At 64.3% G+C, this 13,178-nt stretch carries 16 protein-coding genes and 1 pseudogene; 11 read left to right on the top strand and 6 right to left on the bottom strand.

The features are described from left to right. The first annotated feature begins 26 nt into the window (after positions 1-26). Genes coxB through NCS00_RS32375 form a run of 7 tightly spaced genes read left to right on the top strand, consistent with a single transcriptional unit; the run spans position 27 to position 6,412 of the window. Positions 27-983, top strand: a complete 957-nt coding sequence (gene coxB, locus NCS00_RS32405) for a cytochrome c oxidase subunit II (protein ID WP_175982173.1) — start codon at positions 27-29, stop codon at positions 981-983. Next, positions 980-2,902 carry a cytochrome c oxidase subunit I gene (ctaD, locus tag NCS00_RS32400; RefSeq protein WP_250442202.1) on the top strand — a complete coding sequence of 641 codons (1,923 nt, stop codon included), beginning with the start codon at positions 980-982 and terminating at the stop codon, positions 2,900-2,902. Before coxB ends, ctaD begins: the two co-directional genes overlap by 4 nt. After that, positions 2,899-3,528 (top strand): cytochrome c oxidase subunit 3, encoded by a 630-nt coding sequence (locus tag NCS00_RS32395; protein WP_250442201.1) that lies wholly within the window; start codon positions 2,899-2,901, stop codon positions 3,526-3,528. The genes ctaD and NCS00_RS32395 overlap by 4 nt, the downstream gene beginning before the upstream one ends. Further along, on the top strand, positions 3,525-3,860 hold the full coding sequence (locus NCS00_RS32390; protein WP_033535647.1) for a hypothetical protein: 336 nt from the start codon (positions 3,525-3,527) through the stop codon (positions 3,858-3,860). The genes NCS00_RS32395 and NCS00_RS32390 overlap by 4 nt, the downstream gene beginning before the upstream one ends. Beyond that, positions 3,839-4,765, top strand: coding sequence for a cytochrome c oxidase assembly protein (locus NCS00_RS32385; RefSeq protein WP_250442200.1), 927 nt, complete (start codon positions 3,839-3,841; stop codon positions 4,763-4,765). The genes NCS00_RS32390 and NCS00_RS32385 overlap by 22 nt, the downstream gene beginning before the upstream one ends. Positions 4,766-4,769: 4 nt before the next feature. After that, positions 4,770-5,132 carry a c-type cytochrome gene (locus NCS00_RS32380; protein WP_175982177.1) on the top strand — a complete coding sequence of 121 codons (363 nt, stop codon included), beginning with the start codon at positions 4,770-4,772 and terminating at the stop codon, positions 5,130-5,132. 2 nt (positions 5,133-5,134) lie between these two features. After that, positions 5,135-6,412, top strand: a complete 1,278-nt coding sequence (locus NCS00_RS32375) for a c-type cytochrome (protein ID WP_250442199.1) — start codon at positions 5,135-5,137, stop codon at positions 6,410-6,412. Between the two features lie 6 nt (positions 6,413-6,418). Here the strand turns inward: NCS00_RS32375 and NCS00_RS32370 are convergent, their stop codons facing one another. The 4 genes from NCS00_RS32370 to NCS00_RS32355 all read right to left on the bottom strand — a co-directional run bounded on the left by NCS00_RS32370 (position 6,419) and on the right by NCS00_RS32355 (position 8,537). Beyond that, positions 6,419-6,592, bottom strand: a complete 174-nt coding sequence (locus NCS00_RS32370; RefSeq protein WP_250442198.1) for a hypothetical protein — start codon at positions 6,590-6,592, stop codon at positions 6,419-6,421. A 72-nt stretch (positions 6,593-6,664) separates the two neighbouring features. Beyond that, complete coding sequence (locus tag NCS00_RS32365) at positions 6,665-6,868, bottom strand: CsbD family protein (RefSeq protein WP_008345751.1); 204 nt, start codon at positions 6,866-6,868, stop codon at positions 6,665-6,667. 46 nt (positions 6,869-6,914) lie between these two features. Continuing rightward, positions 6,915-7,379, bottom strand: coding sequence for a hypothetical protein (locus NCS00_RS32360; RefSeq protein ID WP_008345752.1), 465 nt, complete (start codon positions 7,377-7,379; stop codon positions 6,915-6,917). Positions 7,380-7,436: 57 nt separating this feature from the next. Beyond that, a complete protein-coding gene (locus tag NCS00_RS32355) occupies positions 7,437-8,537 on the bottom strand; it encodes a YihY/virulence factor BrkB family protein (RefSeq protein ID WP_250442197.1) in 1,101 nt (366 codons plus the stop codon). Positions 8,538-8,861: 324 nt separating this feature from the next. Between NCS00_RS32355 and NCS00_RS32350 the strand changes: the two genes are divergently transcribed. The 3 genes from NCS00_RS32350 (at position 8,862) to NCS00_RS32340 (ending at position 10,798) form a co-directional block, all read left to right on the top strand. Then, positions 8,862-9,737, top strand: coding sequence for a manganese catalase family protein (locus NCS00_RS32350; RefSeq protein ID WP_008345754.1), 876 nt, complete (start codon positions 8,862-8,864; stop codon positions 9,735-9,737). Between the two features lie 64 nt (positions 9,738-9,801). Then, entirely contained in the window at positions 9,802-10,248 is a 447-nt protein-coding gene (locus tag NCS00_RS32345; protein ID WP_008345755.1) for a response regulator, read from the top strand. Between the two features lie 67 nt (positions 10,249-10,315). Beyond that, a complete protein-coding gene (locus tag NCS00_RS32340; protein WP_175982181.1) occupies positions 10,316-10,798 on the top strand; it encodes a DUF3597 domain-containing protein in 483 nt (160 codons plus the stop codon). A gap of 130 nt (positions 10,799-10,928) precedes the next feature. Here the strand turns inward: NCS00_RS32340 and NCS00_RS32335 are convergent, their stop codons facing one another. Beyond that, a complete protein-coding gene (locus tag NCS00_RS32335) occupies positions 10,929-11,441 on the bottom strand; it encodes a flavin reductase family protein (protein WP_250442196.1) in 513 nt (170 codons plus the stop codon). A 142-nt stretch (positions 11,442-11,583) separates the two neighbouring features. On the opposite strand from NCS00_RS32335, the gene NCS00_RS32330 reads away from it, so the two are divergent. Next, positions 11,584-12,753, top strand: a complete 1,170-nt coding sequence (locus NCS00_RS32330) for a zinc-dependent alcohol dehydrogenase (RefSeq protein WP_008345760.1) — start codon at positions 11,584-11,586, stop codon at positions 12,751-12,753. Between the two features lie 199 nt (positions 12,754-12,952). Here the strand turns inward: NCS00_RS32330 and NCS00_RS32325 are convergent. After that, positions 12,953-13,178, bottom strand: a pseudogene (locus NCS00_RS32325) (hypothetical protein); the annotation flags it as partial.

The following is a 13,178-nucleotide window of genomic DNA, read 5'->3' as shown; positions in this document are numbered from 1 at the left end:
TTTCTGTCCATAGAGACGATGCACCCATGCAAAGCGCATTGACGCCCGCAGGCATTCAAGCCAGCCGCATTCTCGACCTGTGGCATCTGACGCTGGCCGTCTGCTGCGTTGTGTTCGCGGCGATTCTGCTCGCGTGTCTCATCGCGATGATGCGCGCGCCTCGCGCGAATCGCGCAACGCCTGCGGATCTCTCCGCCGTCGGGCATCGCGAGCCGCGCGTGCGCTTCTGGGTCGTCGCCGCGACGGGCGTGTCCACGTTTCTGCTCTTCGGTCTCGTTCTCGCCGATGTCCTCACGGACCGCGCGCTCTCGCGCCTGCCCGTCGACAACGCGTTGCGCATCGAGATGACGGGTTATCAATGGTGGTGGCAAGTGCGCTACGCGAACGATGGCGACGCGCCCGGCTTCACGCTCGCCAACGAACTCCATGTGCCGGTCGGACGGCCGGTGGTCGTGTCGCTGAAAGCCGCCGATGTGATCCACACGTTCTGGGTGCCGAATCTTCATGGCAAGAAAGACATGATTCCCGGCCGCGATGCGACCATCGAGTTTCGCGCGGACAGGGCGGGCGTGTATCGCGGACAATGCGCCGAGTTCTGCGGTTACGAACACGCGTTGATGGCGTTTCAGGTCATCGCCGATCCGCCTGCGCAGTATGAAGCGTGGGCGGCCCGTCAGCGCCAGCCGTCCATCGCGCCATCGGACGACATCGCCGTGCGCGGCCGCGACGTGTTCATGAGCCAGGACTGCGCGCGCTGTCACACCGTGCGCGGCACCGAAGCGCAAGGCACGATCGGCCCCGATCTCACGCATGTCGCGAGCAGGCAGTTCATCGCGGCCGGGACGCTTTCCAACAATCGCGGCAATCTCGCCGGATGGATCGTCGATCCGCGCGCGCTCAAGCCCGGCACCGTCATGCCGCCGACGCGCCTGCCGCCCGCCGATCTGCAAGCGCTGCTCGTCTGGATGGAGACGCTCAAATGAGTGAAGCACCGCTGACAGACGGTCCGCACGCATCGCCCGAAGTGCGCGATGCGCTCGCGAAAACCTGGAGCGATCCGCCGGGCTTCATCGGCATGTTGAGCGCGGTCAATCACAAGACGATTGCGCGACGCTTCATCGTGACGACCTTCGTGTTCTTCGTGCTCGCAGGCTTGCTCGCACTCGCGATGCGCACGCAGCTCGCGCGTCCGGATCAGCGGCTGATCGGCCCGAACCTCTACAACGAACTCTTCACGATGCACGGCACGACGATGATGTTCCTCTTCGCCGTGCCGGTGATGCAGGCCGTCGCCGCGTACCTCGTGCCTTTGATGATCGGCGCGCGCAGCATCGCATTTCCGCGCATGAACGCGTATGCGTATTGGGTGTTCCTGTTCGGCGGCTTGCTGCTGTTCGCCGCGCTCGCCGTGAACACCGCGCCGAACACCGGCTGGTTCAGCTACGTGCCGCTCGCCGGTCCCGACTACTCGCCGAACAAGGGCACGGACATCTGGGCGCAGATGATTACCTTCACCGAGCTTTCCGGCCTGCTCGAAGCGGTGGTTCTCATCACGACGATCTTCAAGCTGCGCGCGCCCGGCATGTCGCTCAACCGCATGCCGCTCTTCGTTTGGGCGACGCTCGTCACGCAGTTCATGGTGATCTTCGCGATGCCCGCCGTCATGCTGTGCAGCACAGCGCTGATTCTCGACCGCCTCGTCGGCACGCATTTCTATAACCCGGCGAAGGGCGGCGACGTTTTGCTGTGGCAACACCTCTTCTGGTTCTTCGGCCATCCCGAGGTGTATCTGATCTTCATTCCGCCGCTCGGCTTCATCTCGTCGATCATTCCGACGTTCGCGCGCCGCCCGATATTCGGCTATCCGGCGATGGTGCTTTCGCTCATCGCCACGGCGTTCCTCGCCTTCGGGCTGTGGGTGCATCACATGTTCGCGACGAACATTCCCGAGCTCGGCAAGAGCTTTTTCACGGCGGCGAGCCTGATGATCGCGATTCCATCGGCGATACAGATCTTCTGCTGGATCGGCACGCTATGGACCGGCAAGCTCAATCTGCGCGTGCCGCTATTGTTCGTCCTCGCGTTCTTCTTCATTCTCGTGATGGGCGGCATGACCGGCATCATGGTCGCGTCGGTGCCGCTCGACCTCCAGGTTCACGATACGTACTTCGTCGTCGCGCATCTGCATTACGTGCTGCTCGGCGGCGCGGTGTTTCCGCTCTTCGGCGCGTTCTTCTACTGGTTTCCGAAATTCGCGGGACGCTTGCTCGACGAGCGGCTCGGCAAATGGCAATTCTGGCTGTTCTTCATCGGCTTCAATGTGACCTTCTTTCCGATGCATCTGCTCGGACTCGAAGGCATGCCGCGGCGCGTGTGGACGTATCCGCACGGCATGGGCTGGGACGGCATGAATTTCACGGCGACGATCGGCGCTTACATGATCGCGTTGAGCGTACTGCTTTTCATCGTCAATGTCGTGAAGACGATGCGCAGCGACGAACGCGCCGCCGCCGATCCGTGGGGCGCGAGCACGCTCGAATGGAGCGTGCCGTCGCCGCCGCCGCCGCATAACTTCGATGCGATTCCGGTCGTGCACGGACGCGATCCGCTGTGGGAGCCGTCCGCGCAACCGGCCTTCGTCGCGGGTCTCGCCGCCGATGCGCGCGAAGTGCTCGTGACGAGCGTGCTCGATGCGCAGCCCGATCATCGGCCGATGTTTCCGACGCCCTCTCTGTGGCCGTTCGCAAGCGCCGTCGCCACGACGATTCTGTTCATCGGCTCGATCTACACGCCGTGGGCGATCGTATGGGCGTCGCTGCCGGTCGCCGTGGCGATGATCGGCTGGTTCTGGCCGAGTCGCGGCGAGAACCGGCTCGCGGTCGCGCGGGAGCGCCGGCCATGAACGCCGAAACGCGCCGCGAAGCGCACGGCACCGGCGAGCTCGTGCTCGACGTGCGCGCGTTGCCGACCTTCGCCTTCAGTCACCGCAGCCTCATGTGGTGGAGCACGGCCGGCCTGATGCTGATCGAAGGCACGGTGTTCGCCATCGCGGTGATGATGGTCTTCTATCTGCGCACGCGCGCCCCCGCCTGGCCGATGGCGGCCGAGCCGCCGCGTCTTTTCTGGGGCACGCTCAACACGGTCGTGCTGCTCGCCAGCCTGTGGCCGAACCAGCTCGCGAAGAACGCGGCGGAACGTGGCGATCGCCGGAAAGCGGCGATCTGGCTCGCGCTGTGCCTGGTCGCATCGGTGATTTTCCTCGTGATACGCGGATTCGAATTCGCATCGCTCAACGTGAGCTGGTACGCGAACGCGTATGGCTCGGTCATCTGGCTGCTGCTCGGTCTGCACACGACTCACCTCATCACCGATACCGTCGATACGGCCGTGCTCACGGTGCTGCTCTTTGCGGGGCCGTTCGAGGGCAAGCGGCTCGTCGATGTCAGCGAAAACGCGCTCTATTGGTACTTCGTCGTGTTGAGCTGGCTGCCGATCTACGGCGTCATCTATTGGGCGGCGCGGCTATGAAAACCTGGCTCGCGCTGCTCGGCGCTCCGTTCATCGTTCTCGCCTGTCTCAGCTTGAACTACGCGCTGGTGACGCCCGCGTGCCGGCTCGGAGGCCATGCGTTGCTCGACGGCGTGAGCGGCGCGAGCGCGATCGTCTGCGTGGCCGCGACGCTGCTCGCATGGCAGCGCTGGCGCGACGCGCGGCGTAAGCTCGCCCTGCCGACGCCCGATACCGGCGACCGTCCGGCACGCGCCGGTTTCATCGCGGCGGTGGCGGCCGGTGTGGGCGCGCTGTCGGTGCTTTCCGTGATCGCGATTTCGATACCGCAATGGCTACTGTCCGCCTGCTGAAATGCGCGCTGCCTTGCGTGCTCCTGTCGTCCGCCGATGCGTATGCCCACGTCGCAGCGACGGAGGCATCGCCGCTCGCGTGGACGTTCGAGCCGTGGATCGTCGCCGTGCTGGCGGCGAGCCTGACGCTCTATCTCGCCGGCTATCTGAAGCTGCACAAGCGCGGCGCGCAAGGCCGTCGCGAGCGGACCGCGAAGCTGATCGCGTTCGCCGCCGGATGGTCGACGCTCGTCGTCGCGCTGGTTTCGCCGCTGCACGCATTGAGCGAATGGCTCTTCTCCGCGCACATGCTGCAGCACGAGCTCTTCATGCTCGTGGCCGCGCCGCTGCTCGTCATCGGCCGGCCGCTCGCCGTGTGGCTCTGGGCGTTTCCCGCGAACGCGAGAGCGCGCATCGGCGCGGCGACGCGTTCACGCTGGATCAAACTGCCATGGCGCTTCCTGACCTTGCCCGTCGTCGCGTGGACGTTGCACGCCGCCGCGCTGTGGTGCTGGCACGCGCCGCGCTTCTTCGAGGCGGCGCTCGCGCGCCCCGGCATCCACACGCTTCAGCACGCCAGTTTTCTGGCGAGCGCGCTGCTGTTCTGGTGGACGGTGTTCGGCCGCGCATCGGAAGCGCAGGGCGCATCCAATGCCCACGCGATGCTTTCCCTCTTCACGACGATGGTCCACACCGGCGCGCTCGGTGCGCTGCTGACGCTCGCGCCGGGTGTCTGGTATCCGTCGTGCATCGAGACGACGCGCGCCCTCGGCTTCGATCCCTTACAGGATCAGCAACTCGGCGGTCTGGTGATGTGGGTTCCGGGCGGGCTTGCGTATCTGATCGGCGGATTGCTCGTCGGCGCGCGCTGGCTGATGCGGCGGCCGCCGCCGCGCGCCGTCGCCGACGTGGCCAGCGAAGGATGAGCACATGCACACGACTCCAATCGCGCTCCTTCTGATCGCTACGCTCGCCGCTTGCCAGGACAAGCCGCCTTCGGCCGACGCGATCACCGGCGGCAATCCGCGACACGGCCTCGATGCGATCCAGCGTTACGGCTGCGGCGCGTGTCACCGGATCGACGGCGTGCCGGGCGCTTACGGCAAGGTCGGACCGACGCTGCAAAACATCGGCGAGCGGGCTTATGTCGCGGGCAAGCTGCCGAACACACCGGAGAATCTGCAGACATGGATCCGCTTTCCGCAGCGCATTTCACCGCAGAGCGCGATGCCCGATCTCGGCGTCGGCGAAATCGATGCGCGTGACATCGCCGCATACCTGTATCACCAATAACGATGAACGTATCCCGCTTCCTCTCCGTTCTGCTTCTGTGGCCGCTCGCCGTCATGGCGGACGACAGGGCGTCGCCATCGCCCGAACTGATTGCGCGCGGCGCGTATCTCGCCAAAGCCGCCGATTGCGCCGGATGCCATACCGCGCCCTCGAACGGCGCGCCGTATGCGGGCGGGCTCGAGATGACGTCGCCGTTCGGCACCATCGTCAGCAGCAACATCACGCCGGATCGCGAGACGGGCATCGGCACATACAGCTACGAGGACTTTGCGAAGGCGTTGCGCGAGGGCGTCGCGCCGGGCGGCAAGGGGCTTTATCCCGCGATGCCGTATCCGGCGTTCGTGAAGATCAGCGACGACGATCTGCGCGCGCTCTACGCCTACATGATGCATGGCGTGCCGCCCGTGAATCACCGGCCGCCGGAAACGAAAGTACCCTTTCCGTTCAACCAGCGCTGGGCGTTGCCTCTGTGGCGCATGGCGTTCGCGCCGAAGCAGCGGTTTGAACCGCACGCCAATCGCGATGCGAGCTGGAATCGCGGCGCCTATCTCGTGCAGTCGCTCGGGCATTGCGGCTCGTGCCACACGCCGCGCGGGATCGCATATCAGGAACGCGGATACGACGAGTCATCGAAAACGTTCCTCTCCGGCGGCGTCAACGACAACTGGTTCGCGCCGAATTTGCGCGGAGATTCCGGCTCGGGGCTCGGGCGCATCGCGCAGGACGATATCGCCGCGTTTCTCAAGACGGGCCACGGCGCGGGCATGGCCGCATTCGGCAGCATGGTCGAAACGATCGAGGACAGCACCCAATACCTGACCGATGACGATCTGCGCTCGATCGCCGTCTATCTGAAGACGCTGCCCGCGACCGGCGCGGCGGACGGCGTGTTCGATCCGTCGCTTGCGTCGCCGGGACGTCTCAAGACGCGCGCGCCCGACGTTGCGCCCGAACAGGGCGCGGCGGTCTATGCGGGGTTTTGCGCACAGTGTCATCGAAGCGATGGCAAGGGCGTGCCGAATGCGTTTCCCGCGCTGGCGGGCAATCCCTCGGTCATCAGCGAAGATACGACCTCGCTGATCCGGCTGCTCGTCGAAGGCGGCAACAGCCCCGCGACGATCCACGGCCCGCCACGTCAGGCGATGCCGCCCTTCGCCGGACGCCTCACCGACGTACAGATCGCGCAAGTGCTCACGTATGTGCGCGCGTCGTGGGGCAACGACGCGCGCCCGGTCACGGCCAACGACGTGGGATCGTTTCGCGCGACCATCCACAAATGACGTACGTTACTCCGGCGTGCCCGCGCCCTCGTTCGGCTTGACTTCGGAAAGGTCGTCCTTCCGCACTTCGGCTTCGCGCACGGTCGTGCCTTCGTCGTCCGTTTCGGAGACATCGGTGGTGAAGGTTTCGTCGTCGGAGGGCTTCTGGTCCCGTCCGCTTTGCTGGGATGGCGTGCTCATGTTCGATGCTCCTTACGGTTACGGCGGCCGCACCATACGGCCACTCTTGTTTCAACGCTTGCGCGCTATCGATTACTCGTTGGTCGGATCGCCCGGGTCTTCCACGCCCTTTTCGATGTTGTCCTTCTGATCGCCATAGTCCTTGCGATTGGCGCCGTTGGTGATTTCGACATCGCCTTTCACCTTGCGATCTTCATTGCCCGTCACGGTGCCGATGGCCGTATCGGTCCAGCCTTTGATCTGTTCCTTGATCCCTTCCCTTTGATCCTTGTTCATCGTGTGCTCCTGTGTGATGGACAAATGGCGATGACAGCCGATGCCTTCAGCGCGCCGCGCGTCCGCGAATCAGCGCCGCGATCGCGAAGCCCGCGCCGAGCGCGACGTAGGTCATCGCGAGCGAGCGCTTCGACAGATGAGCTTCGAAGCCGGGCGTGACTCGTTTGGGCACGGCGTGGTAATCGACGACATAGGCGACGAGCGCGGTCGTCGCGGCGGCGGCGACGATCGTCGCCGGCCGGGAACGCGGTCCGCATAACGACTCGAACAACACGCCCCAGAAAGCCGCGCTTCCCATGTGAATGGTTGCGCCGAACGCGCTGTATCTGAAGCTCGGTTCTTCATGCCAGATTGCTCTCGGCCATAAGCAATGGGATACGGCGTTGATCGCCGCGTATGGCTCGTGTCCCGCGCGAACGGCCGCGGTCGACGCGGCGCAAGCCGAAGCCAGTCCCGCAGCGGAGCCTGAATAGATGGCCCGCTTCATCAGGTCGTCGAAATGCCCTTGCATGTGTGGCTCCTTGCCGAACGCTCACGCGTTTCGCAGCATCCGCCGTGCCGAAGTTGCTCAGTAACGTCTTTCCGTGTGATGTCGATGTCCGCCCCTCGCGAACACGAAGAGCGTCGCGCCTGCCGCGGCGATTGCGAATCGACTCGGGTTCGCTTTTACCGCACCGATTACCTTCGCGATCACCGGCGAACCGTTCGGCGCGACGCTCGGGCGCGTTTGCATCGCGGGCGCGGTTTGCGGACGTGTCGTGGCGGGCACGTTCGTCGCCGGCGCTGCATGAGGCTCGCGCTTCTCGTTCGATTCGTCGGTCTTGCCTTCGCGCGCCTCGACTCGCGTTGCAGCGGCTTCCGCGCCCAGCAGCATGACGGCTGCCGCGAAATACAGCCACATCAGGAGCACGGCGAGCGAGCCGGCCGCGCCGAATGCGCTCGCGGTCCCGGCATGCGTGAGATAGAGCGCGAACAGCTTCTTGCCGACCGAGAACAGCACCGCGGAGATAACGCCGCCTACGAGCGCATCGCGCCACGGTACGTGACCATCGGGCAGATACTTCAACAGCGCGGCGAAAGCGCACGAAAGGATCGCGAGACCGAGCACGAACTGCACGATGTCGCCGATGACGACGAGCGGCGATTCCCCGAACACCCATTTGCCCGCGGCCTGCACGGCGGTGTCCAGCACGAGCGACACGATCAGCAGGAACGCGACGCCCATCACGAGACCGAAGGAGATCAGCCGAACCTTGACGAGCGTGGCGACGCCCGATTTTTCTCTGCCGCTTTTCGGCCAGATGATCGATAGCGCCGTGTTCAACGATGAAAACGTCGCCGATGCGCCCACGGCCAGCAGTACGAACGAGATCACCGCGGCAATGCCGCTTCCGCCGCTCTGATGCGCGTGCTCGACGATCGCCTGCACGCTCGCGGCGGCATCCTTGCCGAGCATGCCGTTGATCTGATGAAAGAGCTGACCGCGAGCGGCCTCCGCGCCGAACACGATGCCGGCGACGGCGATCACCATGACGAGCGTCGGCGCGAGCGAGAACGCTGAATAGAACGCGATGCTCGCGGCCATCGGCGCAGCACGATCCGCGCTGAAACGTTTGAACGTGCGTGCGGGCCACGCGAAGGTTCGTCCCATAAGCGACTTGACGTTCATGGTTGTCTCCGTTGATTCATCCGTTCGGCATCAAGCATCGTCGATGCCCGCTCCTTCGAAGTCAGTTGAATCGCGTGGCATACGCGTTGCTGAGTCCCATTCAGGCCGATGCCGCGGACTCGATCCGGACAGCCGGCCTTCCATTCCACGACGCGGCTTTCCCCCGCGATACGCCAGCGCGATGCATCGCGCTGAGGCTTGCAGCAGCATGACCGTAACCGACGCCTTCGACGTCCTCTTGGTCGCTGCGAGCATAACCGTCCAACCTTGATGATTCGCGCCGGGACCGTGAAGGGTTTCGTGCGCCCTAAAAGGAGCCATGCAATGTTCGTGCATAACAAGCGTCTGCAATACACCGTCCGCGTGAGCGCGCCCAATCCGGGTCTCGCCAATCTGATGCTCGAGCAGTTCGGCGGGCCGCAGGGCGAACTGGCTGCCGCGTGCCGGTACTTCACGCAAGCTGTCGGCGAAGACGATCCGGGCCGCAAGGACCTGTTGTTCGATATCGCCACCGAAGAACTGAGCCATCTCGAAGTGATCGGCTCGATCGTCGCGATGCTGAACAAGGGCGCAAAGGGCCAGCTCGCGGAAGCAGTGGAATCGGAAGCCGAGCTGTATCGCTCGCTCACGGGCGGCGGCAACGATTCGCACACCACCGCGCTGCTCTATGGCGGCGGCCCTGCCCTCACCAACTCCGCGGGCGTGCCCTGGACCGCTGCCTATATCGACACCATCGGCGAACCGACGGCCGACCTGCGCTCGAATATCGCCGCTGAGGCACGCGCGAAGATCGTCTATGAGCGTCTCATCAACGTGACGGACGATCCGGGCATCAAGGAAGCGCTGGGCTTTTTGATGACGCGCGAAATCGCGCATCAGAAGTCGTTTGAAAAGGCGCTTCATTCGATTCAGCCGAACTTCCCGCAAGGCAAGCTGCCGGGCGAGCCGGAGTTCACGAGCGTGTACTTCAACATGTCGAAGGGCAATGACGCGCGCGGGCCGTGGAACGAAGGCGGCGACTGGAAGTTCGTCGAAGATCCGCAACCGGCCGTCGATGGCGGCGACGGAGCGGCCACCGTGACCGTGACCGAACGCGATGTCGAAGTGCTGCAGGCGATGGCATCGCGCACGGCTTCGGATCCGTCCGCCGATCCGACCACCGGCGCCGACCTGGGCGCTGGAAAGGCGAACGAAGTGTAAGACCCGCGGCGCTGCTCCGGCTCGGGGCAGCGCCGTTCGAGCGTTATCGATGCGCCAACGAATCATGAGTGCCGTGAGCGAATACCTGGTACCGAAATGCGCGATCTGGACACGTAGAACGAAAACCGCGCCCGGCACGCCGCGCGTGCTCGTCGTCGACGACTATGTGGACACGGCCGACGCCATCAGCATGGTTCTGGCCGTGTGCGGATTCGATGCCGATGCCGTCTACGGCGGCCTCGGCGCAATCGACGCGACCACGCGATGCAAACCGGAAGTCGTCCTGCTGGATATCTGGATGCCCGACATGTCCGGGCTCGAAGTCGCCGCCCGCCTTCGCGCGGACGCGAACACGTCCGGGACCATTCTTATCGCCCATTCGGCGGCAGCAAGCGAGGCCGATCTGCAACGCGCGAAGCAAGCGGGATTCGACGCGTTTTGCGCGAAGCCGACCGACGCGATGACCTTCGCGCCGTTGCTTCGTTACTTCGTGCACGGGCCCGTCGCATGACGAGACGCGCGGCACGCTCGATGCGCGATGCGCGGAACATCGACATCACTGACGCACAGAGGAAAACATGAGCATCTTCTCGAACATATTGAACAAGATCTTTCCGCACGACCATCCGGCGGCGACCGCTTCCGGCGGGACCGTGCCGCCTGCGGCACCCAATGCGGCGCCGCCATCGAGCACGACGTCATCGGGCAATCCGACCAGCACGCCTCTGGGTTCGGCGAGCGGCGCCGCCGGCACGCCCGCAACGCCCGGCGTCGAGCCTGCACGGCCACCGGTCACGCCATTGCCCGAAGTGGACGTCATTGCGATCCTCACGCAAAAGCAGCAGCAAAACGGCGCGGCGCTGAACTGGCGATCGTCCATCGTCGATCTGCTGAAGCTGCTCGATCTCGATAGCAGTCTCGAATCGCGCAAGGCGCTGGCGCAAGAACTGCACTACACCGGCAACACCGACGACTCCGCCACGATGAACATCTGGCTGCACAAGCAGGTCATGACGAAGCTCGCGGAGAACGGCGGCAAGGTGCCGGCCGATCTGAAATGAGAACCCGCTTTCCCTGATCGATCCATGAACGAATCTCGACCCAGCATGCGACGCGCTTCGTCACCGGCGCGATGCGCCGGTAGACGGCGGCCTGAGCGCCTCCAACGTACAGCCGCCGCAACCGTAACTTCTACTTCGATTCGTTGAACGACTCGGCGTAGAGCTGCGCGCTCCGGTCCAGATCTTCCGTCGCGGCATAGATCAACGGCTGCGCTTCGGGAGAAAGCACCGCACCGTCGATCACGCTGCCTGTCACGAGGCGATGATCCCCGGCTTCGATATCGCCGATAGCCTGACAGTCGAAATACGCCAGCGCATCGGGCAGTATCGGCGCGCCGCTTCGGCCGGTTTTCCAAGGCGTCGACGACAGCTTGTCGATCGTGCGGCCCGATTGTGTCCCGAAGTGCGCGGCCAACGTCTGCTGATCCGAACGCAGCACGTTGATGGAGAACGCGCGTCCGCGTTGCAGTATCCGATAGGACGCATGCGCCGGATTGATTGCGATCGCAACGAGCAGCGGGTCGAACGAGACCTGCATGACGGAGCTCGCCGTAAACGCGTTCTTCGTCGCGCCGTCCGCCACGCCGATCACATGGACGCCTGCCGTCAGACGCCGGAAGAGGTCGGCCATACCGTTTGTCATCGCGCTTTATCCTTGATGTCGGAGGAATCGTTCAAGCGTGCATGTGCATGTGCCATGCCTCGGCGGGAATACGCGTTGCGCAAGTCGAATGGCAGCGACGACGCACCTATCCGACGATCGGATCAATCCGCAGGAGGCGACCTTGAAGGCACTCATCTGGCATGGCAAGAAAGACATCCGTTACGACACCGTTCCGGACCCCGTGATCGAGCACGGCCGCGATGCGATCATCAAGGTATCGACTTGCGCGATCTGCGGCTCGGACCTCCATCTGTTCGATGGCTTCATGCCCGGCATGGAATCGGGCGATGTGATGGGTCACGAATTCATGGGCGAAGTGGTCGAAGTCGGCCGTGATAACACCGCCCTCAAAGTGGGCGATCGTGTCGTGGTGCCGTTCACGATCATCTGCGGCGAATGCGATCAATGCAAGCGGGGCAATTTCTCCGTTTGCGAACGCTCGAACCGGAACAAGGACGCCGCCGACAAACTCTTCGGTCATACGACGGCCGGCCTCTTCGGATACACGCATCTGACAGGCGGCTATGCGGGCGGACAGGCCGAATACGTACGCGTGCCGTTCGCGGACAAGACCCATATCAAGATTCCCGATGGCCTTTCCGACGAACAGGTGCTCTTTCTCGGCGACATCTTCCCGACTGGATGGCAGGCCGCGGTCAATTGCGAAATCGAACCGACCGACACCGTCGCGATCTGGGGCGCGGGCCCCGTCGGACAGATGGCGATCCGCAGCGCGATATTGCTGGGGGCGCGACAGGTCATCGTCATCGATCACGTTCCCGAGCGGCTTGCGATGGCGCAGGCGGCGGGCGCGATCCCGATCAACTTCAAGGACGAAAGCGTGCTCGACCGCTTGCGCGATCTGACACAAGGTAAAGGCCCCGAGAAGTGTATCGATGCCGTCGGCATGGAGTCGCACGCGACGCGCTCGTTCGACGGCATCTACGATCGAATCAAGCAGGCCGTCATGCTCGAATCCGACCGGCCGCATGTGCTGCGCGAGATGATCTACGTGTGTCGTCCGGCGGGCGTGCTCTCGGTGCCGGGCGTGTATGGCGGACTGATCGACAAGATTCCGTTCGGCGCGGCGATGAACAAAGGTCTCACCTGGCGCATGGGACAAACGCACGTCAATCGATGGAGCGACGACTTGCTCAAGCGCATCGAAGAAGGACAGATCGATCCGTCCTTCGTCATCACGCACCGGATGAATCTGGCGGACGGGCCGCAGATGTACGAAACCTTCCGCGATAAGCAAGACGGGTGCATCAAGGTGGTTTTGAAGCCTTAGTCGACGCACCCGCGCAGGGTGAGGACGCGTCGCTTTGCGTTTGGATGCGCGCTCGGGCCGGCGAAGCGGCGCGCGAGCGCGCGGACGCCGAAAGCGGCGCCTCTGCGACGTGCGTGATCATTGCGCGCATCCATCGCATTCAAGGACCGTGCTCGATGCGATGAAAGGCGCGCGCAGACAGCATGCCGACGCGTGAACGTCAGTCGTGGCGATGATGCTTGTGATGCTTGCCGCGATGGCCGTTATAGCCGCGGCTGTAGTCGTCCGCGTACGAATTCGAGCGCGAAACATTGCCGCCCAATGCCGCGCCCGCGCCGCCGCCGAGCGCCGCGCCGATCAGACCGCCGCCGCGGCCGCCCATGGCGTTGCCTGCCGCCGTGCCCGCACCGCCGCCGAGCGCGCCGCCGATGATCGCGCCCGTGCGC

The sequence above is a fragment of the Caballeronia sp. AZ1_KS37 genome (assembly GCF_023631165.1).
GTDB lineage: Bacteria > Pseudomonadota > Gammaproteobacteria > Burkholderiales > Burkholderiaceae > Caballeronia > Caballeronia zhejiangensis.
Note: the sequence above shows the minus strand (reverse complement) of the source record. Positions and strands in the feature narration are given on the sequence as shown.